Source organism: Nocardia otitidiscaviarum, assembly GCF_007362295.1.
GTDB classification, from domain to species: Bacteria; Actinomycetota; Actinomycetes; order Mycobacteriales; family Mycobacteriaceae; genus Nocardia; species Nocardia otitidiscaviarum.
This window is the reverse complement of record NZ_CP041695.1, coordinates 4,881,050-4,905,793: the sequence shown is the minus strand read 5'-3', so window position 1 is coordinate 4,905,793 and position 24,744 is coordinate 4,881,050. Positions and strand designations below refer to the sequence as shown.

Below are 24,744 nucleotides of genomic sequence, written 5' to 3'. Positions count from 1 at the left end.
CGCCTTCCCCAGATTGGCGGCTGTGCCGCTGCCGCTGATCGTCGGCCGGATCGAAATCCGTGGACCGGCCCATCGGCGGTTCTCGGCGCTGCGCGGCACCGGCCCCGAATTCGTGCGTTGTGCTCATGCCGAGGTCCCCCGTGCGGCCGTTTCGGCGGTGTGGCGGCGGAACCCGCTCGTATCCGGTCGATCGGCGCGGCGGCGCAGGCCGCGGCCGGTGGCGAATCCGCTCAGCGCCAGCGCAGCGGCGGCGAGCGGGTAGGCGGCCGCCACGGATGGCGAGCTGGGAGCCGTTGCGTCGGTGAGAGTTTCGTGGACTGGCGGTCCGTAGTCCTGGCGGCGCGAGTTGAGGTCCACGGCGGTGGTGGCGACGCTGGCCATGATGCGGCAGCGGGCGCGGGCGATCGGCTCCTCGCGCGCGGTGCAGGCCGCGTGCATGCGCTGTTCCAGGGTGGCGTCGAGCGCCTGCCGAGCCCACGCGGTGAGCGGCTCGCCCCGCGCATCGGCGTAGCGCAGCAGGTCGTATCCGAGATCATGGGCCTTGCAAGCGGTCTCGAACTCGGCGGGCAGCGGAACAGGGGAGGAGCAGTCGCCCCCGGGATTGACCAGCGACCCCTGCTCGACCGTCGGGTGATAGCCCATGACGGCGGCGAAGTCGGGCGGGATCGCGGCACCGGATCCGGCCGTGGAGGTGAGTGCGATGACCGCCGATCGCGCACCGGCGTTCTCGTCGCGCGCCACGGATGGGACCGGCGCGCCGTTCACGGCGACCGCGCCGTCGAGTGTCGCGGGATTGCCCGAGGCGGGTGCGGTCGCGGTCGCGACGGGGGCGGTCGCCACCGTGGCGGCCAGCAGCACCGCCGCCGCGGCCGCCAGCCGCGCCCCGCGGGTCGGTGCGGGTGTGGTGGTGGGCGACGCGGCGTGAGCCAGCTCGGTGGGTGCTGGCGCGGTGTGGGTCGGCGGCGCGCTCACCTGCGGGCGGGTGTGGGTGTGGTCGACCGGAGGGTGGGGATGCGGGTGGGGACGGCGGGGACGACCCTGGTGGTCCGGGCTCACGATCATGGTTTCCGACGCTATGGAGGACGCGGGCTCCGGGACGTCACGCTGCGGGACGGTTTCCCGGCTGCGCGGTACGGGGGAGGGGTGTCGGGAAGTGATACTCCGGTAGGGGGTCCAAGATCGCTCGGGGGTATGAGGTGCGGCGGCAGGGCGGGTCCTACTGTCGTGGCTATGGTTGCGACATTGCCGTCACGGCGGCTGCAGCACGCGCGGCTCTGGTTCGACCTGGGCACCGTCGCGGTGGCGCTCATCTTCTACGCCGTCGCGTGGCCGACACTGTTCATCACCCACCAGGTGGCCGCGGCGGCCGCCCCGTTCATCGCCGGGTTCGCCGCCTTCCCGCTGCTGCTCGCCCGGCTGAATCCAGCGCTGGGCTGGGCGATTTCGGCCGGGGCCGCGCTGGTCATCGCCTTGGCGATTCCGAATCGATCCGGCGAGGACATCCCGTTCCAGGTGGTGCACCTGCTGTGCCTGTTCGCGCTGCTGTTCGCGGTGGCGGTGCGCTCCGGCATGCAGATCGTGCTGGTCGCGTGGTTGGCGACGGCGCTGCTCATGGGCACGACCATGGCCGCGCAGGGCGACGAGTTCGCCACCTCCGGGTTCGGCTGGCCCATCGCCGTGACCGGGATCGTGCTGCTCGGCCTCATGGTGCGCTGGCTGACCCAGTCGCGGCAGGCGCTGCTCGCGCAGTCCGAGGAGACCGAACTGGAGCGGGCCCGCCGCGCCATTCTGGAGGAGAAGGCGCGCATCGCCCGCGACCTGCACGATGTGGTCGCCCATCACATGTCGATGGTGGTGGTGCAGGCACAGACCGCCCCCTACCGCATCGACGGCCTGTCCGCGGCCGCCCGCGCGGAGTTCGAGGCCATCGGCGTGGGCGCCCGCGCGGCGCTCAACGAGATCCGCGGCCTGCTCGGCGTGCTCCGCAGCGACGGACAGTTGCCCGAACACGCCCCGCAACCCACCGCCATGGAGGTACCCGACCTCCTGGACGGCGCCCGCCGCGCGGGCATGGCCCTCACCACGGAGATCGACGGCCCGCTGACGGCCATCCCCGACGCTACCGGCCTCGCCCTCTACCGCATCGTCCAGGAATCGCTGGCCAACGCCTCCCGCCACGCCCCCGGCGCGCCGGTGCGGGTGCGCATCGTCGCCGGCACCACCGCGGTCACCCTCACCGTCACCAACGACGCCACCCAGATCCCCACGGCACCTCGTTCCCCCCACGACACCCCCGGCAGCGGCATCACCGGCATGCAGTCCCGCGCCCAGGCCGCGGGCGGCCACCTCACCGCCACCCCCCACCCCGACGGCACCTTCGAAGTCCACGCCCACCTCCCCATAGACACGTAGTCATCGGATCACGGGGAACTGGTGGCGGCATCGTGCGAGTGGCCGCCGCCACCAGTTCCCCCTCGCGGGCATACCTCGGGGGCGATCGTGCGAGACTCGTGGGGTGCGTGAGGTGGGACTGTGGCGATAACCGTGTTGATCGCCGACGATCAGGCGATGGTGCGGCAGGGGTTCGGCGCGCTGCTGGCGGCGCAGCCGGACATCAGCGTGGTCGGGGACGCGCCCGATGGGAAAACCGCTGTGGCGGAAGCGAAGCGGCTGCGGCCGGATGTGGTGCTCATGGATGTGCGCATGCCGGAGATGAACGGTCTCGACGCGGCGCGGGTGATTCTGTCCGCGGGGCTCGAGCCGCCGGTACGGGTGCTCATGCTCACCACCTTCGATATCGACGACTACGTGTACGAGGCGCTCGGGATCGGGGCCAGCGGATTCCTGCTGAAGGACGCGCCCGCCGAGGAGCTGGTGCGCGCCGTGCGCGTGGTCGCCGGTGGTGACGCGCTGCTCGCGCCGACGGTGACACGGCGGCTGATCGCCGACGTGACCCGCCGCCGCGCCCGCCGGGCGCCCACTCCGGCGCTGGGCGATCTCACTCCGCGCGAACGCGAGGTGCTGGAGTTGATCGCGCGGGGTATGTCCAATGCCGAGATCGCCGAAACCCTGTTCGTCGCCGAGCAGACCGTGAAAACCCACGTGTCCAAGGTGTTCGCGAAACTGAACCTGCGTGACCGGGCTCAGGCCGTGGTACTGGCCTATGAATCCGGGCTGGTGACACCGGGCTGAACCATGTGCGAGACCGTGGAACCGAGCGGCCGGAAGGGCATAGTGCGCGGTAGGCTCTCCGCACCCGTATGTCACCGGAAGGGGGGCCGTCGCCTTGCTGAAGACGGGTGACGTATTCGCCGGATTCACCATCGAACGGCTGCTCGGTCAGGGCGGTATGGGATCGGTGTATCTCGCGCGGCATCCCCGGCTCGGGAAGTTGACGGCGCTGAAGCTGCTCAACCGGGAGCTGTTCGCGGACCGCGAGGTACGGGCGCGGTTCGAGCGCGAGGCCGATCTGGTGGCGCAGCTCGATCACCCGAATATCGTCGCCGTGTACGACCGGGGTTCCGAGGACGCCCAGCTGTGGATCTCCATGCAGTACGTGGACGGTGTGGACGCGGCCAGCGTGCAGACCGCCACGCTGCCGCCGGAGCGGGCGGTGCAGATCATCGAAGGGGTCGCGGACGCACTGGATTACGCGCACAGCAAGGGTGTGCTGCACCGAGATGTGAAGCCCGCCAACATCATGCTGGCGCGGGCGGTCGGCGGGCACGGGGAGCGGGTGTTCCTCACCGACTTCGGAATCGCGCGGCTGCGTGAGGATTCCACACATCTGACCCAGGCGGGCATGTTCACCGCCACCCTCGCCTACGCCTCGCCGGAACAGATGACCGGCGGTCGGCTCGACCACGCCACCGATCAGTACTCGCTGGGCTGCGCCCTCTACTGGCTGCTCACCGGAATCGGCCCCTTCGACTCCCCGAACCCCGGTGAGATCATCAGCGGCCACCTGCATTTCATGCCCTACCCGGCCAGCATGCGCCGCCCCGGACTCTCCCCGGCCGTCGACGCCGTCATCGCCAAGGCCATGGCCAAGCGTCCCGCCGACCGCTTCCACACCTGCGCCGAATTCGCCGCCGCCGCCCGCCGTGCCCTCAAGGAACCTGCCCCGTACCCCTACCAACCCAACCCCCAAGCACCCCAACAACCCTTCCCACCCGCATACGCCCCGCAGCAGCAGGGCTACCCCCAGCCCCCCGCCCACCCCCCGTACCCGCCCCAGGGCTACCAACCCCCCGCTGCCCCGCCCCCGCACAACCCCACCCCCGGCTACCAGCCACCCCAGCCCGGCTACCCATCCCCCCAACCCCAGAACCACACCCCCACACCACCTCCCCCACCGGCCTACCCGCCCCCCGGAACACCGCCCTCCCCAGACCAACCCCCCCAGGCCGGCCCAGCCTCCCCCGGCCAGCCGCCGCACGGTGCCCCCGCACCTACCGGTCAGCCGCCGCAGGAATCGCTCCCACCCACCGGCCAGCCGCCGCAAGCTGGTCCGGCGCCGTCGGGTACGCCGTCACCCCCGGCTCCCGCGCGGCCAGCTGAGTCGCCGCCGCCGTACGCGGATCGGTCGCCGCACGGTGCCCCCGCGCCCGTGATGCGGCCTCCGCAGGAGGGCGTCGCACCGCCTGGCCAGCCGCCGCCGGGGGATCCAGCGCATTCGGGTCAGCCACACCCGAACCTCACGCCCACGGGTCAGCCGCCGCAAGCTGGTCCGGCGCCGTCGGGTACGCCGTCACCCCCGGCTCCCGCGCGGCCAGCTGAGTCGCCGCCGCCGTACCCGGATCCGTCGGCGCGCGGCGACTCCGCACCCGTGGTACCACCGCCACAGGAGGGTGCCGCGCTGCCAGGCCAGCGGTCACCCGCGGATCAAGCGCCGTCGGGCTCGCCTCCGGAGGGAGGTTCCGCGTCTGCGGCCCAGATGCCGGAGGGAGATTCCGCGTCTGCGGGGCGGTCGTCCTGGGTTGATTCGCCACACTCAGGTGAGCCGCCGCACGGAGGCTCGGCGTCCGAAAGCCAGTCGCTGCGAGCCGGTTCAGCGCATTCCGGCGAGCCCGCGCAGTCACCGGGGAGTTCCGCTCCCTCGGGACGGCCGCCGCGGGCTGAGCCGGTGCCCTCGGATCGTTCGCAGCCGGGAGGTTCCGCGTCCAGGAGTCTTCCGCTGCAAGCCTTCTCGGGCGCTGAAGGGCGGCCGGGTGGGGATTCGTCGCACCCGAGTGATGCGTCGCTGGACTCGACGCGTAGCGACCGGTTGTCGCGCGAGGATGTCGCGGCGCGTGGAGGCCGATCACCTCACCTGGATGCGGCCGTCGGCGCGGAGGTGCGACCCGGTGACGCTGAGACGGTCGGTGGGTCCGGCTCATCCGCTGTGATGCGTTCGGTGACGGAGCCTGTCTCGTATGCCGTTGGTGTGCAGCGGGATTCGGGCGGGGCGTGGGTTCGGGAAAGTGGTGGACGAAGGAGCCTCGGGGAGGTTGACCGCGGCGTGCGGCCGCGCGGGGTTGCTCCGAGTCGCGATTCGGACGGCTCCGGGACCGAGGCGCCGAGTGGTTCGACCTCCGCCGTCGACCCGGTCGGTTCGCCCGTGGGTGGCGGAACGGATATGCCTGCCGTGGGCGACGAATCTGGCGTACCCCCTTCGGTAACAGCGTCGGGCGCATCCGCTGCCGGCGCCGATTCGGGATCGGACTCGGGGCAGCGGCAGGTGACTCGGTCGGGTCGGGACGTGGGGCGTGCGGCGTCGGGAGCGGCTGTCGCGGCGGGTGGTGCCGAGCCGTCCGGTGCCGAGCCGTCCGGTGCTGCGGACGCGGCTGCCGGGCAGGTGTATTCGAGTACCGGGCAGGTCGGGGTGACACCGGCTCCTGAAGACGTGCGCCTGGTGCACACCGACTGCCAAGCGGTGGATTCCCAGACCGTCGAACCGGCAGGTAGCCCTGCCGCGGTGGGGCCCGATGCGCTGCCACCGGCCGCCGGAGCGCCGCCGTTCGTGCCCTATCCCTATCCGCCCCAGCAGGTGCCGCCGGTGCGACCGCCGCGGCGGTCGCCGTTCGGGGAGGTGCAGCCTGCCGCGGTGGTGGCGTTGGCCGTTGCGGCGGGGGTGCTGCTGGTGTTGGTGGTGGTGTTGGTCCTCAGCGCGATCGATCCGTAGCGGAGCGGTCAGTGGGTGGCGCGGTCAGGGGGCGGCGCGGTCGTCCAGGACCATTTGTCCGGCGTCCACCAGAATTTGGCGGGCTCGGCGGCGGACTCGGCAGTCGTCGACCGTGCAGCACATGTGCAATTGCATGGCTTGGTGGGATTGTTCGGGCGTGAGTTCGCCCGGGTCTGTCGTGCAGTCGAGGATGTACATCATCAGGTCCGCCGGAATCAGCGCGAGGGGCACATTAGGGCCAGCGTAGCGAGAATCGCCGGTCATGCGACTCGTTTCGAGTCGACGGTGATCGAGAGGTGCGCCCGGCTCGGGGACGAGTGTGTCCAGAGTTGTCAGGGCTCCGGCTCTCACCGGGCGCGCCTACAAGCACAGCAGGCGCGAGGCGGAAATGTCAGGCAAAGGCGGCAGATACGCGGAACTTTTCCGAAACCGCCAGGTCAGCATTCATTACGCATGGCAGCATCGTTCACAGTGACCGAAAATCAGCTTCGCGGGGGAGGATTCGATGTCAGAGCACAGTTCCACACTGCCGCGCCGCCAGCTGGGCCGATACCTGCGTGAGGGTCGGATGGAGTCCAATCTGACCATTGCCGAGGCGGCTTCGCTCATGGAGTGGAGTGAATCGAAGTTGCAGCGTCTGGAAACCGGCAATGCCGAGAAGATCCGCGTGCTCGACATCCGGGAACTGTGCCGTATCTACGATTTCGACGACGAATTCACCGCGGCGCTGGTGGGACTGGCGCAGCAGTCGAACGTGAAATCGTGGTGGCACGAATACGACAGCCTGGTGCCCGAGGGCTTCGACATGTATGTGGGCCTGGAATCCTCGGCGCGCACCCTCATTTCCTATCAACCCGATCTGGTGCCCGGATTGCTCCAAACGCCGGATTATGCGCGCGTTCTCATCGCCGATTACTGGCCGGATGCTCCGCGTGAGCAGATCGACCGCCGCCTCCAGCTGCGCGTGCGCCGTCAACACCTGCTGACCCGCAAACGCAGCCCCGCGGTCTTCGACGTGGTGCTGCACGAAACCGCGTTACGCAGGGTCGTCGGCACGCCGCGCATCATGTCGGCACAGTTGCGCCGCGTGGCCGATATGAGCACGCTGCCGACGATTACTGTTCGTGTACTACCCTTCTCCGCAGGCGTCCCGTCGGGGCATACCGTCGGGCCGTTCGTGATTCTGGAATTCGGCCGGGACCCGCGGCACAGGCCGGTCGACCCGACCGTGGTGTATCTGGAGAACTATCTCGGCGACCTCTACCTGGAGAAGCAGGCGGCGGTCGACCGGTACCGCGAGGCGTACCACGCGCTCCAGCACGCGGCGTTGGACGAAGCGAGCAGTAGAGACCTCTTGCGGAAGGCAGCGAAGGAGTACGTGACGTGAACGTCGAACGGTCCGGCGCGCGGTGGTTCAAGAGCACGCACAGCACCGGCGCGAAGGAATGCGTGGAGATCGCGTTCCTGGCGGGCGTGGTCGGCGTGCGCGACAGCAAGCATCCGGCCGGACCGGCATTGATGTTCACGCCCGCCGCGTGGGAGGGGTTCACCGCCGCGGTGACGGCGGGCCGATTCGACCGCTGATCGACCAGTGATCGACCACTGACGCGCGACGCTCGCGGCCCCCACACCCGACGGAACGGGGGCCGCGAGCGTTCGGTTCAGCCGAAGAAGGCAGCCGCCTCGTTGTAGCGGTCCGGCGGCACCAGTTTGAGCTGCTTGGTGGCCTCCGACAGCGGCACCAGCTCGATCTCGGTACCGTGCAGGGCGACCATCTGCCCGAAGCGGCCCGCGTGCACGGCCTCGGCGGCATGGACGCCGAAGCGGGTGGCGAGGACGCGGTCGTAGGCGGTGGGCTGACCGCCGCGCTGCACGTGGCCCAGCACGGTGGTGCGGACCTCCTTGCCGATGCGGCGCTCGATCTCGGCGCCGAGCTGCTGGGCGACGCCGGTGAAACGGACATGGCCGAATTCGTCGATACCGCCGTCGCGCAGGGTCATGGATTCGGGCGCGGGATGCGCGCCCTCGGCGACCACGCAGATGAAATGCTTGTCACCGCGCTGGAATCGACGCTTGATCATATTGCAGACCTCGTCGACATCGAACGGCACTTCGGGGATGAGGGTCAGATGCGCACCACCCGCGATGCCGGCGTTCAGCGCGATCCAGCCGGCGTGGCGGCCCATGACCTCCACCAGCATGACGCGCTGATGCGATTCCGCCGTGGTGTGCAGCCGGTCGATGGCCTCGGTGGCGACCGCCAACGCGGTGTCGTGGCCGAAGGTGACGTCGGTGCAGTCGATATCGTTGTCGATGGTCTTGGGCACGCCCACCACCGGCACGCCCTCGTCGGACAGCCAGCTGGCCGCGGTCAGGGTGCCTTCGCCGCCGATGGGGATGAGCGCTTCGATGCCGTTGTCGTCGAGAGTCTGCTTGACCCGGCCGAGTCCGGCGCGCAGCACATCGGGATTAGTGCGCGCGGTGCCGAGCATGGTGCCGCCCTTGGCGAGCAACCGGTCGGTGCGGTCGTCATTGAAGATCTGGATCTTGCGATCCTCGAGTAGGCCGCGCCACCCGTCCTGGAAGCCGACAATCGCGTCGCCCCAGCGACCGTTCGCGGTACGAACGACAGCTCGGATGACCGCGTTCAAGCCTGGGCAGTCCCCGCCTCCGGTCAAAACTCCGATACGCATGCCGCCCATCTTGCCCCGTCCGCGCGACCCTGTGGGCCGCACCCCCGTGAACCGCTCGTTACGGATTGCCGTACCGCTCGGCACCGCACCATGTGATGCGCCGCTACGGCGGGCAGCCGCCTCCGGCGAGTTCCTCGAGATGCAGTTCGATCAGCCCCGCGAGCTTGGTGAGCAGGGCGGCGCCGTCGTCGAAGGAACCCGAATCGGGCGCGGCCGCAAGCGCGATGGCGATGTCCCCGCCGGTCACCGGGAGCAGCCCGAACTGACGCACCAGATAGTCGCCGCCGGTGTCGGGACCCCAGCCGCCCTTGAACCGCGCGCCCTCCAGGGTGCCCAGCCCCCAGCGCTGGCCGGAGCTGACCTTCCCCATGAGCGCGGTGACCGTATCGGCCTGCGGCAGGCAGGGCAGCCGGGAGGCGAAGCGCAACTGATCCGACAGCGACCATTCGGCCTGCCCGAAGGCCGAGTACTCCGAGCGTGGCGGCCGGGCGGGCACGGTGGTGGTCGCATCACCACCCTCGCGCAGCACGGCCTCCACCGCCTGCGCGGCCGTATCCGCTGATCCGAGCGACTGCCAGAGCATCTCGGCGGAGGAGTTGTCGGAGGCCGTGATCGCCGCGCTGGCCGCGCCGCTGTACCCCGGATTGTTGCGCAGCGCGGCCAGGGTCAGCGGCACCTTGATGGTCGACCAGGCCACACCGGTGCTCCAGTCGCCGAGGGTGACCTGCCGGTCACCGCCCACGGCCATGACCGCCAGTCCCACCGTGCCCTGCAACGTGGCCTGCAATTCGTTGAAATCCCAGGCCAGCGAACCGGGAAGGGCGGCAACGAGTCCGGTGGTGGGCTTGACGGCCGTCGGTGTGGCACCGGTGGTTTCGGGCACCAGCGTGGGCTGGCTGCTACAGGCGGACAGCGCCAGCACGGCGGCCACCCCGGCCGCCCGCGCGAACCGGCTCCACCGCCGGTCGTGACGCGTCGATCGTCGTGGGGACCCGCCGCTCGCGGCGCCGCCCCGAAGTTCCGACCGTGGGACGTCCACCCCGTCTACCTCCATATCCCGGGTGTGGTGGGCGACGTCGATACTCGACCACCGGCTCCCGTCGATCGCAAGGATTCTGGTGTGTCTACGGGCGGTGGTCAAATGCGGTCGGACGCACGCTTTTCGGGTGTGCGGCGGCTATGGCGTCTCTGCGACATCCGGTGCGTACCGGGTCAGTGCACGCAGCGGCCCCCGCGCAGTTCCTCGAGATGGTCGGCGACCAGCAGGGCCATGCGGTCCATCATGTCGGTGGCGTCATCGAAGCCGCCCGATGCGGGTTCGGCCGCCATGGCCACGGCCACCGGGCCCGACAGTGTCGGGATCAGGCCGAACTGCCGCACCGTGTAGTCGCCGGTGTCGTCGTCGGGCCCCCAGCCGCCCTTGAACTCCGCGCCGATGAGTCGGCCCAGACCCCAGCTCTGGTCGGGTGTGATCTCGCCCATGAGCGAGATCACCGTATCGGCGTCGTCCAGACAGGGCAGCCGGGAGGCGAAGCGCACCTGATCGGTCAGTGTCCAGCTGGTCGCGCCGAAGGCCATGAGTTCGTAGGAGCCCACGGTCGCCAGTCGGGTGTGCCGGTCGGCGATATCGGTGACGGTGTCGCCGGCCTCGCGCAGCACCGACTCGACCGCGGTGGCGGCCTCCTCCGCGCTGCCCAGCGAGTTCCAGAGCTGTTGTGCCGCATCGTTGTCGGAGAAGGTGATGGCCGCCTCGGCGGTGTCGAGCAGCCCTTCCGGATCGCGGCGCAGGGCCGCCAGGGCGATCGGGACCTTGATGGTCGACCACGCGATACCCGTGCTCCAGTCGCCGAGCACCGTCACCTCGCCACCGCCGACCGGCATGATCGCCATCCCCATGCGGCCGTCCAGGCGAGCCCGCAGATCGGCGAAATCCGCTGCCAGGGAGATGGTTCGGGGCAGGCCGAACAGATCCGGCAGGTCTGGTGCGCCCAGTGAGCGATTCCCCTCCGCAGCCGGTAGACCCATCGCGCGGTCGCCGCCGTCGGGCGCGATCTCCGCCGAATCGGCGGCGGGCACACCGGAAGTGCCGACCTGAACGGCACACGCCGACACCGTGAGCAGGGTGGCGAGCACCACCGTGTTCCTCAGGGCCTTACGACAGATCCGAAACGGATCAGTAGACATACACCACCGCGTTCTCTCCACCGGTGCAGGTCACCAATTTCCCTGCGGCCGTGCAACTCATCGGGTACGAGCGGCCGGTCACCGGACTCACCGCGACCACCGTAGCCGTCGTACCCGGGGTGTCGCCCGCCGCGTCGGCGTAGGCCCGGCGCACCTCCTCGGCGAACGGGCAACTGGTGACCGAGGTTCCGGTCGCCGAGGAGGTGTAGCCGCCCAGCGACCCGAAGACCGAGGGGCACGGCGTAGCGCCCGCGGGCAGCTGCACCGTGGTCGGCGTGGTCGTGGTGGTGGGCGCGGTCGTCGTACGGCCGGGGGTGGGCGGGGCCGTGCGCGGCCGGGTCGGATTGTCCTGTGCCGCCGGTACGTTCGGTGATTCGGTACCGCCGTCGTCGATGGCCTGCCAGCCCAGCACGCCCGCCACCGCGGTCAGTGCGACGGCCAGCACGCCCACCGCCACCGGCACCACGATCGACCGGCGCTGCCGCGGCCGGGGCTCGGTCGGGGGCGGTTCGACGACCGGATGCTCCGAGGTGGGATAGGCCGACGGGTCCGGCGCGGGCGCGTACGGAAAGTCGGCGTTGCCGGAGGCATAGGAATGCTCACCCCACCGCGGTTCCGCCGGTCGCGCCTGCTCGGGCAGGGGCGTGAAGTAGAAGTCGCTGGGCCGCACCACGGTCGGGTCGGCGGGCACGATCACCGGCAGATCGCCGGTGGCGGGCTGCTCCTCGCTCGCCGGAGGGAAGGTTCCGGTCGTGTAGGCCGGTCCGGAACCGGCGGAGCCGGGGGGAGTCCGCCGCACCACGGTGGGATCGGACGCGCCCACCCGTGGCTGGACCGCGGTCGGCGGGACGGCGGGCGGCACCGTGGGCGGCGGGACGGTCCGGGCGGGCGGTACGGCCGGGGGTGGCGGCACCGCGACCGGTCCGCCGATCAGCGCGTTGCGCGCGGCCGCGGCGAATTCGCCCGCGGTGTAGAACCGGTCGGCAGGATTCTTGGCCATGGCGCGGGCGATCACCGCGTCCAGCCCCGGCGGAATGCCGGGCCGCAGGTGCGATGCCGCGGGCGGCGACTGCGACAGATGCGCCCGGACCAGTTCGCTCATATTCTGCACCGGGAATGGTCGGGTGCCGGTGAGCGCCTCGTGCAGGACGCAGCCCAGCGAGTAGATGTCGGCGCGGCCGGTGACCGGACCGACATCGAAGCGTTCCGGGGCCATGTAGGCATAGGAGCCGACGGCCGAGGTCGCCGTGGTGACGGTGCTGTCACCCTCCGTACGGGCAATGCCGAAATCGGCCAGATAGGCGAAATCCGCCTCGGTGACCAGGATATTGGCGGGCTTGACATCCCGGTGCACCAGACCCGAATAGTGCGCGGCGTCCAAGGCCGCCGCGACCTGCTCGAGAATACCGACCACCCGGGCGGGCGGCAGGGTGTCGAACTGGTTCAGCAGGGAGCGCAGATCCTGGCCGCGCACCAGCCGCATATCGATGTACAGCACACCGTCGATCTCGCCCCAGTCGTGGATCGGAATGATGTGCGGCTCGGCCAATCTCGCCGCCGCCTGCGATTCCCGGCGGAATCGTTCCTGGTAGGAGGGATCCTCGGCGAGTTCGGACGGCAGCAGCTTGAGCGCGACCACCCGGTCCTTCCCGGTGTCGTAGGCCTCGTAGACCTCACCCATCCCTCCCCTGCCCAGCAGCGAGCGCAACTCGTACGGCCCGAACCTGCTCCCGGCCCGCGATGGCGGTGCATCCACCCCGTCCAACCTCCAACTCTGGGACGGGGCGCGGCAGCGGCGGCCGCGACCCATCCGTCAGAGATTGGATTCTCCTGGGGCGACCACACCCTGGTCAAACGCGAAGACGATGGCCGCGGCCCGGTCCCGCAGCCCGAGCTTGCCGAAGATGTGCCCCACATGGCTCTTCACGGTCACCTCCGAGATGCCCAGGGCATGCGCGATCTCGGCGTTGAGGCGGCCGCGGCCGATGAGCTCGAGCACCTCGAGTTCGCGCGCGGTGAGATCGCCGAGCCGGGTGGCGGCCGGGGACGGGGTGGGACGGGCCGACCGGTAGGCGGTGAGCACGCGCGGGGTCACGGTGGGGTCGAGCCAGGCGCCGCCCGCCGCCACGGTGCGCACCGCGCGAATCAGATCCTCGGCGGGGGAGTCCTTGAGGATGAATCCGGCCGCGCCCGCGCGCAGCGCACCGGACAGCAGCTGATCGTCGTCGAAGGTGGTGAGCACCAATACCGGTGGGGCGTCGGCCGATTGCCGCAGGGTGCGGGTGGCCTCGATGCCGTCGATGCGCTTCATGCGCAGATCCATCAGCACCACCTGCGGTCGATGCGCGGCCACCGCGGCGGGCACCTCGTCCCCGTCGGCGCATTCGCTCACCACGAAACCGTCACGGCGGCGCAGGATTCGGCGCAGACCACCGCGCACCAGCTCCTGATCGTCGACGACGAGTACGGCGGTCGGCTCGTCCTCCGGCTGCGTGCTCACACACCCTCCTGGCTCTCCCGCGCCGAGTCGGCGCGGCCCTCCTGCAATTTGCGGGTCATGTTGTGGAACATGGACTTGAGCGAATCCTCGGCGGTACTCGCGGCATTGATGACGACGCAGCCGTCGACCGGCCTGCCGGACAGGGGAATGCGCGCCCGCACCTGCCAGCCGCCCGCCTCGGGTCCGGCCGACAGCATCCCGCCGAGGAGTTCGGCGCGCTGCCGCATACCCCGGACGCCCATGCCGTTGCCCGGCCTCGCGGCCACCCCGGCGGGCAGCGTGTTGTGCACGGTGACGGTGATGCCCCGGGCGTCCACCACGATGCGCACGCGCGCTCGCGCGCCCGGCGCGTGTTTGGCGATATTGGCCAGCGACTCCTGGCCGATCCGGTACAGCGCCAGCCCCAGGCCCGCGCTCACGGTCGCCGGATCACCCTCGAGTTCGTAGTCCACCGCCATTCCGGCGCGGACGAAGTCGCCCACCAGCTCGGCGATATCGTCCAGGCCCGGTTCTGGGGTGGTGCGGGAGGGCCGCTGGTCGAGCAGCCCGACCGTGCGGCGGATATCGGCCATGGCCTGGCGGCCCAGCCGTTCGGCGTCGGCGAGGGCGTCCACGGCCTCGTCCACGTCGCGGTCGGTTTGCAGCGCGTGGCGGGCGGCGGTGACGTGCAGCAGCGTGATGGACAGCGAATGCGCGATCACATCGTGCACCTCCCGGGCGATGCGGCCGCGTTCCTCGTCGGCGGCCCGCGCGGTGCGCACCTCCTGGGTTTCGCGCTCCTGGCGGGTGAAGCGGCTCTGGTACTGCAGCATCCGTCCGGTCATCCAGCCGCACACCACACCCGCGCTGTACTGGAGCGCACCATCGAGATGGCCGATCCGGGCGAAGAATGCGAGCTGCCCCAGCATGACGAGAGTGAGCGGCACACTCACCAGTGCCGGGGTGATGGCGGCGACCTCGCCCGCGGCCAGGATCAGGATCAGCGGCGAGATATCGTTCTCCACCGGCTGCACCAGGAACAATGCCGTGGCGACCATGGCCAGACCACCGATCATCACCGGTTTCGGCACCATCCCGAAGAACGCGTACAGCGGGCCGGTCACGTAGGTGAGGCCCATGGCCACCAGCGGCAGCGGGCTCGGGAAGTACCCGTGCCGCTGAATCATGGCGATGGTGGCCGCCACCAGCAGCACCACATCCAGCAGCATGATCGTGGCCGCCGGATAGTCGTAGGGCAGCTCCTCCACATTGCGCTGGAACTCGCGCACCGGATCGCGCAGGAACCGGCGAGCCCGCACGCGGCTGTCGCGCGCAGTCTCCCGCAGGTCACGCCAGGCGGCCCCGGCGAACCGTGACGTGGCGTCGGTCACGTTCATCCTGTAAGGCTAATTGCCCGGATCGGTCGTGTGCATCCTTCGTCGAGTGGGCCCGATCTCCTACCCCGGTAGGAGATCGATTCGGGTCCACGGCACGAAGACAGGCACAGAACCTGGTACGTAGCGTGTGGGATATCGAGAACGAAAGGTTGGGGCCATGACTTGGGCAGACCACCATGCTCGCACGGATATCCTGCACACCGTACTCGACCGAGCGGCGCGAAATCCGGCTGATCCCAAGCTCTTTCACGGACTGCCGGATATGGAACGCCTCTTCGGCGGACCCACCGGGGTGCTGCTGGCACTGCGGTACCGCTGGGAGAACCACCTGCACGCGAAACTCGACAACGCGCTGGCGGAGGGAAAATCGGCGGTCGACGTCCACCTGGAACTGGCCTCCGAACAGCCCGCGCTGCGCGCCGTCCTGGACACCTACGACACCGATCATCTGATCGACCGGCCGCGAGACCGCGCACTCGCGAGCTGAGGGCGATCGACGTTATTTCCGACGAGGGGAAGCACATGCTGGAACTGACCGACGTCACCAAGGAGTACCGGGTGGGTGAACAGACGGTACGCGCGCTGGACGGCATCAGCCTGCGTATCGAACCGGGGGAGTTCACCGCCATCATCGGCCCGTCGGGCTCCGGCAAGAGCACCCTGCTGCACATGCTGGGCGCCCTCGATTCCCCCGATTCCGGATCGATCCGCTTCCAGGACGCGGAGATCGGTGGGCTCGACGACGATCGGCAGTCCGAATTCCGCAGGCACCGTGTCGGTTTCGTCTTCCAGTTCTTCAACCTGCTGCCCACGCTGTCGGCCTGGGAGAACGTCGCCATTCCGAAGCTGTTGGACGGCACCGGACTGCGCAAGGCCAAGCCGCGCGCCCTGGAACTGCTGGAGCTGGTGGGACTGGCCGACCGCGCCGAACACCGGCCCGCGGAACTGTCCGGCGGGCAGATGCAGCGCGTGGCGGTGGCGCGGGCGCTCATCATGGACCCGCCGCTGATTCTGGCCGACGAGCCCACCGGCAACCTGGATTCCAAGACCGGGGCGTCCATCCTGGAACTGCTCGGCGACATCACCCGGCAGGGCAACTCCGTGGTCATGGTCACCCACGACATGGGCGCGGTGCGCTACTGCGACCGGCTGATCACCCTGCGGGACGGGAAGATCGGCTCCAACGAACTGGTCGAGCACACCGAGAACGGCGAGGCGCGCACGGTACCGGTGGAACTCACCGCATCGCTGAGCGAGGACGGCTCCGAGCCCGCCCAGGCGGTGCGTCCGTGATACGTGCGGGGTGGGATCGTCTGCGGCTGTTCAATATCGGTGAGCTGCTCGCGCACCGCGGCCGCACCCTCATGTCCATGATCGTGATGGGCGTGTCGGCGGGGCTGCTGGTGTCGGTGTTCAGCATCTCCGGCTCCATCACCGGATCGGTGGACCGGCTCGCGCGCAGCCTCTCCGGCGACGCCGTGCTGGAGATCAGCGGTATCACCGACGCCGGATTCGAACAGTCGCTGCTGCAAGAGGTTCGGGGTGTCGCGGGAGTCGGGACCGCGGTCCCCATGCTGCGCGCCCCCATCGGGGCCGATGCGGACCGCGCCCTGCTCATCGGCGCGGATGCCAGCGCCGCCGCCCTGGGCAGCGATCTGGACGGGCCGCTGCGCGAGCAGGCGGCCAAGCTGCCGACCGTCCGCCACGGCGTGCTGGTCGGGACCGGAATGGGATACGCGGAGGGGGAGAGCTTCGATATCGGCGGTACCACCGTCACCGTCGCCGGGGTGCTCGACGATCCGGCCGCGCGCAAACTCAACGACGGGCACCTGGTGATCACGCTGCTGCCGGTGGCGCAGCAGATCACCGACCGGGCCGGGCGGCTGGACTCCATCCAGATCATCGCCGCCCCCGATACCGATGTGGCACAGCTGCGTTCGGCCCTCACCGATGTGGTGGACGGGCGCGCCGTGGTGGCCGATCCCGGCATGCGCGCGGCCCAGGCGGGCGGTGCGGTGCAGGTGGTGACCCTCGCGACGCTGGCCTCCTCGGCCGCCGCGCTCATCGTGTCGTCGTTCCTCATCTACAACGCCATGAGTATGGCGGTGGCGCAACGCCGCCCGATGCTGTCGCTGCTGCGCGCCATCGGCGGCCGCCGTGCGCCCATGGTGCGCGATCTGGTGGCCGAATCCGCGCTGCTGGGGCTGATCGGCGGTCTCGTCGGCGCGGCGGTCGGCGTGTTCATGGGGCGCATCGCCATTCACCGGCTGCCCGCGGCCATGCTGAACTCCGTCGAGGCGCGAACCGAGTTCATCCTGCCCGGATACGCGGTGCCGGTGGCCGTGGCGGCCTGCGTGGTGGCCAGTGTCACCGCCGCCGCGCTGGCCGCGCGCCAGGTGTACAAGGTGGCTCCGATCGAGGCCCTGGCCCCGGTCGGAACGTCCAGCGCCGACCGCACGAGTCCGGTCCTGCGCTGGGGTGCGGTGGTGCTCGGTACGGCCCTGACCGCCGCCGCCATCGTCATCGCCGACGCCGATCTGGGACGCATCTCCATGGCGGCAGTCTCGATGGCCATCGCCGGTGCGGTCATGTTCTGCTTCGCCGCCACCGGACCCATCGTGCGCGGCACCGCCGCCGTCGCACGGCTTTTCGGTGCGCCGGGCGCGTTGGGGGCCACCACCGTGGAACGGGCGCCGCGCCGGGTGTGGGCGACCGCCATGACCGTCATGATCGGCGTCACCGCGGTGGTGGCCATCGGCAATGCCACCCGCAATATGGCCGATTCGGCGTCCGAGAGCTTCGCAGGGCTCGGCACCACCGATGTGTTCATCAGCCCCACCGCCATGGAGCAGTTCCCGACCGGGCCGATCCTGCCCGCGGACCTGAAGGAGAAGATCGCCGCCATTCCCGGGGTGGCGGGTGCTGGATCGGCGCAGATGGCCTTCGCCACCCTCGGCGGCGGCCGAGTGATGTTGCAGGCCTTCGAGGAAGGACAGGGTCGCCAGGCCGCGACGGCCGCGCTGAGCGCGGACACCCTGCGGCGCATGGCCGCCGGTGAGGGCATCGTCGTATCCCGGGACGTGGCACGGACATTGGCGGTGCAGCGCGGGTCCACCCTCGAACTGCCGACGCCCAGCGGGATACACCGGGTCGAGGTGCTGGAGGTGGTGCCGTACTTCTCCGCCATCGCCGGCGTGGTCATGCTGGATCTGGACATCCTGCGCCAGTGGTATCAGCGACCCGGGGAAACCATCATCGGCGTGGACTTCCTCCCGGACGCCGATCCGGACCAGGTCTTCGCCGCCATCCGCGCGGCGGTGCCCCCGGAGATCCACGTCGACACCGGTCCCGAGGCGGTGGCCGCCATCTCCGCCAGCGTCAGCCAGGGCACCTCGCTGAGCACCTCCATCCTCTGGATCGTGGTGGCCGTCTCCACCATCGCCCTGCTCAACACCCTCATGCTCTCGGTGCTGGAGCGCCGCCGCGAACTCGGGGTGCTGCGCGCCATGGGCACCAGCCGCCGCTTCCTGCTCCGCACCGTCCTCACCGAGGCGGCGGGCATCGGGGTGGTGGGCGCGGCCATCGGGCTGGCGGTGGGTGCGGCCGTGCACTACCTCGCCACCATCACCATGTCCAGCAGCCTTTCCCTGGACGTGGAGTATCAGCCCAGCCCGCTGCTGCTCGTCTACGCGGTGGTCGCGCTGCTGCTGGCGCTGCTGGGCTCCATCCCGCCCGCGGTGCGGGCCGCCCGGCTGCCCATCGTGGAGGCCATCGCGGCCGACTGAATCCACCCGCCCACGGTGCGTGAATACCGCCGACCGGCCTTACATAGACTGATCGTCATGAGCGCACCCACGGTGGACTTGATGGACTACGCCGATGTCATCGACCGGTACGAGCCGGTGCTGGGCATGGAGGTGCACGTCGAGCTGGGCACCGTGACCAAGATGTTCTGCGGTTGCCCGACCGAATTCGGTGCGGAGCCGAATACCCAGGTGTGCCCGGTGTGCCTCGGACTGCCCGGTTCGCTGCCCGTCGTCAATCAGAAGGCGGTGGAATCGGCGATCCGGATCGGGTTGGCGCTGAACTGCTCCATCACGCCGTGGGGGCGGTTCGCGCGCAAGAACTACTTCTACCCCGACCAGCCGAAGAACTACCAGATCAGCCAGTACGACGAACCCATCGCCACCGACGGCTACCTCGACGTGGTGCTCGACGACGGCTCCACCTTCCGGGTGGACATCGAGCGGGCGCACATGGAGGAGGACACCGGCAAGTCGGTGCACGTCGGCGGCGCCACCGGCCGCATCCACGGCGCTTCGCACTCGCTGCTGGACTACAACCGCGCGGGCGTGCCGCTCATCGAGATCGTCACCAAGCCCATCACCGGGGCGGGGGAGCGGGCGCCCGAGGTGGCGCGCGCCTACGTCACCGCGCTGCGGGATCTGCTGAAGGCCCTGGACGTCTCCGACGTGAAGATGGAGCAGGGCTCGCTGCGCTGTGACGCCAATGTGTCGCTCATGCCCAAGGGCGCGCAGGAGTTCGGCACCCGCACCGAGACCAAGAACGTGAACTCGCTGCGCAGCGTCGAGGTGGCGGTGCGCTACGAGATGCGGCGGCAGGCGGCCGTGCTCGCCGGCGGCGGCACCATCATCCAGGAGACCCGGCACTTCCACGAGACCGACGGCTCCACCTCGTCGGGCCGGGTGAAGGAGACCGCCGAGGACTACCGCTACTTCCCGGAGCCGGACCTGGAGCCCATCGCGCCCGACGCCGCCTGGGTGGAGGAACTGCGCGGAACCATCCCCGAGTACCCGTGGCTGCGGCGCGCCCGCATCCAGGCCGACTGGGGACTGTCCGACGAGGTGTTCCGCGACCTGATCAACGCGGGCGCGCTGGATCTCATCATCGCCACCGTCGACGCCGGCTCCTCGGTGGACGCCGCCCGCTCCTGGTGGGTCGCCTACCTCACCGAGAAGGCCAAGGACCGCGGCGTCGCCCTCGAGGATCTGCCCATCACCCCGAAGCAGGTCGCCGAGGTGGCCGGGCTGGTCGAGGCCAAGACCATCAACAACAAGGTCGCCAAGCAGGTCGTCGACTTCGTCCTCGACGGCGAGGGCGAACCCGCCCAGATCGTCGAATCCAAGGGGCTGGGCATGGTCAGCGACGACTCCGCCCTCCAGGCCGAGGTGGACAAGGCCCTCGCCGCCAACCCCGATATCGCCGACAAGATCCGCTCCGGCAAGGTCCAGGCGGCGGGCAAGGTGGTCGGCGACGTCATGAAGGCCACCCGCGGCCAGGCCGACGCCGCCCGCGTCCGCGAGCTGGTCCTCGCGGCCTGCGGCGTCGCCGGGTAGCCCCCGGGACAGACGAAGATCAGTCCGGTCCGCTGCCCGGTCCACCGGCCGGGGGCGGCACCCGGACCACGCGGTCGTCGTATTCGCCGGGGCTACCGCCCTCACCCTTGTTGACGGTGCCGACCCAGACCGCGCCGTCGGGGCCCAGCGCCGCGCCGTTGAGGCGGCCGTAGCGGTCCTGCATGGTCAGCGTGGGCGCCTCGGTGATGGCGTGGGTGGCCGGGTCGGCCTTGGCGAAGGCCACCGCCTTGGCGTCGGTCATGGCGATGGCGACGCCGTCGGCGGCGGCCGCGCAGCCCGCCACGCCCGGACGGTCGGGCCACGACCACGCCTTGGTCACGTCACCCTCGGGGGTGACGTGCTGGAGGCGGTCCTCGACGGCGGTGCGGTCGGTGACCCAGATGCTCTGCGGGCCGACGCACACATCACCCGCGATGCCGATACCGGAGACGACCACCTCGGGGACGCTGCTGTTCGGGGACGGATTCGGCACCCGCAGCAGTTTGCCCGCGAGCGAATTCGGATCGTCGGCGGCGGCGGGGTTGCCCGCGTTGCCGGTGAGCACCATCAGGTCCCCGCCCGCGAAATCGATGGCGCCCCGATTGCCGGTCGCGCCCTTGGGGATACCGGTGAGGATCGGCTTCACCGAACCGTCCTCGGACACCCGGATCACCCGATTGTCACTGGGGCCGGTGACGTACAGGTAGTACAGCCCGTCCTCGTAGTAGGACGGTGAGAGCGCGATATCCATGAGCCCGCCGTCCGCGGTGCCGGTGTCGATCTCCTGGTCGATCCGCTGCTCCTTCGCCGGAGGCGGCGGCACCTCGCTGGGGCCCACCGGCGGCAGCAGGGTCAGCACCTCCAGATCCGTGCGGTCCAACACGATCGAGGTGCCGTCACCCAGGACGACGATCCCGCCCGTGACCCCGAGGCAGGAGATCACCACATTCGGGTCGGGATCGACACACGGCCCGGCGGGGCGCTGCGCCGAGGTGGGCGCCTGCTTGTCGGTCGGGCCGAGATCGGCGTCCTGCCAGGACGGTTCGGGAGTGAACGGGCTCGACGCGGATTCGTCGAAGCGGGCGCACCCGGCCAGCAGCGTCACGCCGACCACGAGACCGACCGCGAGCCTCCCCGCGCGGCCCCTGACTCGCCCTCCGGCAACCAAACTCATGCTGCAGACGTTACGGAAATACCGCCGCGCACGCTCGTACGGGGGTGGTCTGTATGTGAAACATCCGCAGGACACGCCCGCGATCCACCGCGCGTCGGGGGCTCGGGGCGCATACCCTGACCCGCGTGACCGACAAGCCGAACGATCCGTCCACCGCGGCGGGGCAACCCGAACCCGAACCCGCGCAGCGGCCGGGGACGCCGGTGCGCAGCCCCTTCGACAGTCCGACCGAGCAGATCGATACGGCCGGGCCGAATCTCACCAAGGAGATTCCCCGCACCGACGAGGACCTGGGTCTCGACCCCGACGTGCCGACGCGCGCGCAGGTGGAGAGCGGCGACACCACCCCGATCGCCGCCGACGCCCCAGCCCCCGGAGTCGCAGCTCCCGGAGTCGCAGCTCCCGAAGTCCCCGCCCCCGGGGCGGACGCACCCTCCTACGCGTTCGCGAGCATCCCTCCGGCCCCGACCTCGCCGGAGAACGGTCGGCTGCGTCGCCGCGACGATCGCCGCGGCACCCTGGACCTCGGTCTGCTGCTGTTGCGCCTGGTGGTCGGCGGCACCTTCATCTACCACGGCCTGCAGAAGCTGACCGGCTGGTTCCACGGCCCCGGCCTGGAAGGCACCCGCGACATGCTCGAACAGGGCGGCTGGGACCAGGCCGACATCGGCGCGGCCTTCCTCATCGTCGGCGAACTCGGCGGCGGCATCCTGCTGGTCCTCGGGCTCGGCACCCCGCTGGCCGCGGGCGCGGTGCTCGCGGTGATCCTGGACGCCTGGCTGTGGAAGCAGGGCATGATCCCCGGCTTCCAGTACAAGGCCGCCGCCAGCGCGGTGGAACTGGAAACCGTGCTCGCGGGCGCGGCCGCCGTCATCATCCTCACCGGCCCCGGCCGACTGTCCCTGGACCGCAACCGCGGCTGGGCCACCCGCCCGTTCCTCGGCTCGGTCGCGGCACTGGTCGCCGCGATCGCCGCCGCCATCGGCACCTGGCTGTGGCTGCACGGCGGCAACCCGCTCACCGGCGTCGGCCCGTTCGACTGACGCGGCGAGCCATCGGCGAATACGGCACGGCCCCGGAACCTTCCGGTTCCGGGGCCGTGCCGTATCAGGTCACCACTCGGCGTGGGTGAACCGCTGCCACTCCTCGAAATTCTCCGAGTGCAGGCGTAGCACCTGCTGGGATTTGGCGTCCACCTGTTCCTCCAGGGCCGCACGCTGGGCACGGATGTCCTCGGCGTCGCCGGGGGCGGCGGAGTATTCGGCTCCGAACAGCTCCCTGGTCTCGGCGGCGAGTGCCTCGGCCTCGGCGAGCAGTTCCTTCGCCTGCGCGTTGCGCTCGTCGCAGCGATCGAGCATCGCGGTGTATTCGGCCAGCATGGCGTCGACCTTGCCGGTGTATTCGATTGTCACACTTCCCCCTTGCTGACTACGGCACCCGCCGGACTGCACCCTTGTCCGCCGACGTCGCCAGAGCGGCGTAGGCGCGCAGGGCGGTGGTGACCGGACGATCGCGGTCGGCGGGCTGCCACGGCCGTTCGGACGCCTCCATTTTCGCGCGCCGCCGGGCCAGTTCGTCCTCGGAAACGAGTAATTCGAGCGCACGGGTGTGCACGTCGATACGTATCCGGTCACCGTTCTCGATCAGGCCGATGGCTCCGCCGCTGGCCGCCTCGGGCGAAATATGTCCGATGGACAGACCCGAGGTGCCGCCGGAGAACCGGCCGTCGGTGATGAGCGCGCAGGACTTGCCCAGCCCCGCGCCCTTCAGGAATGCGGTGGGGTGCAGCATCTCCTGCATGCCCGGGCCGCCCGCCGGACCCTCGTAGCGCACCACGACCACGTCACCGGCCTTGATCCGCTTGTTCAGAATGACCGATACGGCTTCCTCCTGGGATTCGACCACCACGGCCGGCCCCTCGAAGGTGAACAGGTCCTCGTCGATGCCCGCGGTCTTGAGGATCGCGCCGTCCGGGGCGATATTGCCGCGCAGCACGCACAGCCCGCCCTCCACGGTGTAGGCGTGCGCGATATCGCGGATGCAGCCCTGTTCCTGATCGGTGTCCAGTGACGACCAGCGGTTCTCGGTGGAGAACGGCTCGGTGGTGCGCACCCCGCCCGGTGCGGCGTGGAACAGCTCCACGGCCTCCTCGGATGCCTTGCCGGAGCGGATGTCCCAGGTGTCGAGCCATTCGTCGAACGAGGCGGTGTGCACGGTGGTCACGTCGGTCTCGAGCAGGCCGCCGCGGCGCAGTTCGCCCAGGATGGCCGGAATGCCGCCGGCGCGGTGCACATCCTCCATGTGGTAGTCGGAGTTCGGCGACACCTTGGACAGGCACGGCACCCGCCGCGAGATCTCGTCGATGGTCCGCAGATCGAAGTCGATCTCACCCTCCTGCGCGGCGGCGAGGGTGTGCAGCACGGTGTTGGTGGAGCCGCCCATGGCCACATCCAGGGCCATGGCGTTGCGGAACGCCTTCTCGTTGGCCACGTTTCGCGGCAGCACCGAGGCGTCGTCGTCGCGGTACCAGCGGTTGGCGATATCGACGATGACGCGTCCGGCCCGCTCGAACAGCGCCCGGCGGGCCGCGTGGGTGGCCAGGGTGGAGCCGTTGCCGGGCAGCGCCAGACCCAGTGCCTCGGTGAGGCAGTTCATGGAGTTGGCGGTGAACATGCCGGAGCAGGAGCCGCAGGTCGGGCAGGCGCTGCGCTCGACCTCGGACAGGCCCTCGTCGCTGACGGCGCTGGAGGCGCTGGCCGCGATGGCGGTGATGAGGTCGGTGGGGGCCTGCGCCACGCCGCCGACCACGACGGCCTTACCGGCCTCCATGGGTCCGCCGGAGACGAATACGGCCGGGATGTTGAGCCGCATGGCCGCGTTCAGCATGCCCGGAGTGATCTTGTCGCAGTTGGAGATGCACACCAGCGCGTCGGCGGTGTGGGCATTGGCCATGTACTCCACCGAATCGGCGATGATCTCGCGCGAGGGCAGTGAGTACAGCATGCCGCCGTGGCCCATGGCGATGCCGTCGTCCACGGCGATGGTGTGGAACTCGCGGGGCACGCCGCCCGCCGCGCGGACCGCCTCGGCCACGATCTCACCGACGTCCTTGAGGTGCACGTGGCCCGGTACGAACTGGGTGTAGGAGTTCGCGATGGCGACGATCGGCTTGCCGAAGTCGGAGTCGGTGAGACCGGTGGCGCGCCAGAGGGCGCGCGCGCCCGCGGCATTGCGTCCGGCGGTGGTGGTGCGTGAGCGAAGCGGTGGCATTGATGGGTCCTCGGGTCTCGTCGCGGG

Annotated in this window: 21 protein-coding genes; 10 read left to right on the top strand and 11 right to left on the bottom strand. The window is 70.2% G+C overall.

Annotated elements, in window-relative coordinates:
• Positions 1-123: 123 nt before the first annotated feature.
• A complete protein-coding gene (locus FOH10_RS21980) occupies positions 124-1,062 on the bottom strand; it encodes a hypothetical protein (protein WP_143982147.1) in 939 nt (312 codons plus the stop codon).
• Positions 1,063-1,230: 168 nt separating this feature from the next.
• Here FOH10_RS21980 and FOH10_RS21975 point away from each other — a divergent pair, with 168 nt between their 5' ends.
• From FOH10_RS21975 to FOH10_RS36145, 3 genes are all read left to right on the top strand, one after another.
• Entirely contained in the window at positions 1,231-2,412 is a 1,182-nt protein-coding gene (locus tag FOH10_RS21975) for a sensor histidine kinase (protein ID WP_143982146.1), read from the top strand.
• Positions 2,413-2,532: 120 nt separating this feature from the next.
• Positions 2,533-3,192: a response regulator gene (locus tag FOH10_RS21970; RefSeq protein WP_039816221.1), complete on the top strand. Its 660-nt coding sequence runs from the start codon at positions 2,533-2,535 to the stop codon at positions 3,190-3,192.
• A gap of 94 nt (positions 3,193-3,286) precedes the next feature.
• Positions 3,287-6,163 carry a serine/threonine-protein kinase gene (locus FOH10_RS36145; protein WP_342355904.1) on the top strand — a complete coding sequence of 959 codons (2,877 nt, stop codon included), beginning with the start codon at positions 3,287-3,289 and terminating at the stop codon, positions 6,161-6,163.
• Positions 6,164-6,187: 24 nt separating this feature from the next.
• Here FOH10_RS36145 and FOH10_RS21960 read toward each other — a convergent pair whose 3' ends face one another.
• Positions 6,188-6,394 (bottom strand): hypothetical protein, encoded by a 207-nt coding sequence (locus FOH10_RS21960; protein WP_148310451.1) that lies wholly within the window; start codon positions 6,392-6,394, stop codon positions 6,188-6,190.
• 274 nt (positions 6,395-6,668) lie between these two features.
• Between FOH10_RS21960 and FOH10_RS21955 the strand changes: the two genes are divergently transcribed.
• The gene (locus tag FOH10_RS21955) at positions 6,669-7,550 is read left to right on the top strand and encodes a helix-turn-helix domain-containing protein (protein WP_029930681.1); all 882 of its coding nucleotides are present in this window, start codon (positions 6,669-6,671) and stop codon (positions 7,548-7,550) included.
• Positions 7,547-7,747 carry a DUF397 domain-containing protein gene (locus FOH10_RS21950; protein ID WP_143982145.1) on the top strand — a complete coding sequence of 67 codons (201 nt, stop codon included), beginning with the start codon at positions 7,547-7,549 and terminating at the stop codon, positions 7,745-7,747. Before FOH10_RS21955 ends, FOH10_RS21950 begins: the two co-directional genes overlap by 4 nt.
• A 77-nt stretch (positions 7,748-7,824) precedes the next feature.
• On the opposite strand, the gene FOH10_RS21945 is transcribed toward FOH10_RS21950, so the two are convergent.
• From FOH10_RS21945 to FOH10_RS21920, 6 genes are all read right to left on the bottom strand, one after another.
• Positions 7,825-8,856, bottom strand: a complete 1,032-nt coding sequence (locus FOH10_RS21945) for an ATP-dependent 6-phosphofructokinase (RefSeq protein WP_029930679.1) — start codon at positions 8,854-8,856, stop codon at positions 7,825-7,827.
• Between the two features lie 103 nt (positions 8,857-8,959).
• The gene (locus tag FOH10_RS21940; protein ID WP_143982144.1) at positions 8,960-9,787 is read right to left on the bottom strand and encodes a serine hydrolase; all 828 of its coding nucleotides are present in this window, start codon (positions 9,785-9,787) and stop codon (positions 8,960-8,962) included.
• 281 nt (positions 9,788-10,068) lie between these two features.
• Positions 10,069-10,989: a serine hydrolase gene (locus FOH10_RS21935; protein WP_244961319.1), complete on the bottom strand. Its 921-nt coding sequence runs from the start codon at positions 10,987-10,989 to the stop codon at positions 10,069-10,071.
• Between the two features lie 40 nt (positions 10,990-11,029).
• The gene (locus FOH10_RS21930) at positions 11,030-12,796 is read right to left on the bottom strand and encodes a serine/threonine-protein kinase (protein WP_244961318.1); all 1,767 of its coding nucleotides are present in this window, start codon (positions 12,794-12,796) and stop codon (positions 11,030-11,032) included.
• Between the two features lie 57 nt (positions 12,797-12,853).
• On the bottom strand, positions 12,854-13,540 hold the full coding sequence (locus FOH10_RS21925) for a response regulator (protein ID WP_039816207.1): 687 nt from the start codon (positions 13,538-13,540) through the stop codon (positions 12,854-12,856).
• A complete protein-coding gene (locus FOH10_RS21920) occupies positions 13,537-14,916 on the bottom strand; it encodes a sensor histidine kinase (protein ID WP_143982141.1) in 1,380 nt (459 codons plus the stop codon). Before FOH10_RS21920 ends, FOH10_RS21925 begins: the two co-directional genes overlap by 4 nt.
• Positions 14,917-15,073: 157 nt before the next feature.
• Here FOH10_RS21920 and FOH10_RS21915 point away from each other — a divergent pair, with 157 nt between their 5' ends.
• Genes FOH10_RS21915 through gatB form a run of 4 tightly spaced genes read left to right on the top strand, consistent with a single transcriptional unit; the run spans position 15,074 to position 20,273 of the window.
• Positions 15,074-15,403, top strand: coding sequence for a hypothetical protein (locus tag FOH10_RS21915; RefSeq protein WP_143982140.1), 330 nt, complete (start codon positions 15,074-15,076; stop codon positions 15,401-15,403).
• A gap of 35 nt (positions 15,404-15,438) precedes the next feature.
• On the top strand, positions 15,439-16,209 hold the full coding sequence (locus FOH10_RS21910; protein WP_143982139.1) for an ABC transporter ATP-binding protein: 771 nt from the start codon (positions 15,439-15,441) through the stop codon (positions 16,207-16,209).
• Positions 16,206-18,701 (top strand): ABC transporter permease, encoded by a 2,496-nt coding sequence (locus FOH10_RS21905; RefSeq protein WP_143982138.1) that lies wholly within the window; start codon positions 16,206-16,208, stop codon positions 18,699-18,701. Before FOH10_RS21910 ends, FOH10_RS21905 begins: the two co-directional genes overlap by 4 nt.
• Positions 18,702-18,758: 57 nt before the next feature.
• Entirely contained in the window at positions 18,759-20,273 is a 1,515-nt protein-coding gene (gatB, locus tag FOH10_RS21900) for an Asp-tRNA(Asn)/Glu-tRNA(Gln) amidotransferase subunit GatB (protein WP_143982137.1), read from the top strand.
• Between the two features lie 19 nt (positions 20,274-20,292).
• On the opposite strand, the gene FOH10_RS21895 is transcribed toward gatB, so the two are convergent.
• Positions 20,293-21,447 carry a PQQ-dependent sugar dehydrogenase gene (locus FOH10_RS21895; protein WP_143982136.1) on the bottom strand — a complete coding sequence of 385 codons (1,155 nt, stop codon included), beginning with the start codon at positions 21,445-21,447 and terminating at the stop codon, positions 20,293-20,295.
• Positions 21,448-21,572: 125 nt separating this feature from the next.
• Here FOH10_RS21895 and FOH10_RS21890 point away from each other — a divergent pair, with 125 nt between their 5' ends.
• A complete protein-coding gene (locus FOH10_RS21890) occupies positions 21,573-22,490 on the top strand; it encodes a DoxX family protein (protein ID WP_143982135.1) in 918 nt (305 codons plus the stop codon).
• Positions 22,491-22,559: 69 nt separating this feature from the next.
• Here FOH10_RS21890 and FOH10_RS21885 read toward each other — a convergent pair whose 3' ends face one another.
• Positions 22,560-22,859, bottom strand: coding sequence for a hypothetical protein (locus tag FOH10_RS21885; RefSeq protein WP_039816198.1), 300 nt, complete (start codon positions 22,857-22,859; stop codon positions 22,560-22,562).
• 16 nt (positions 22,860-22,875) lie between these two features.
• Positions 22,876-24,717: a dihydroxy-acid dehydratase gene (ilvD, locus tag FOH10_RS21880; RefSeq protein WP_143982134.1), complete on the bottom strand. Its 1,842-nt coding sequence runs from the start codon at positions 24,715-24,717 to the stop codon at positions 22,876-22,878.
• Between the last annotated feature and the right edge of the window lie 27 nt (positions 24,718-24,744).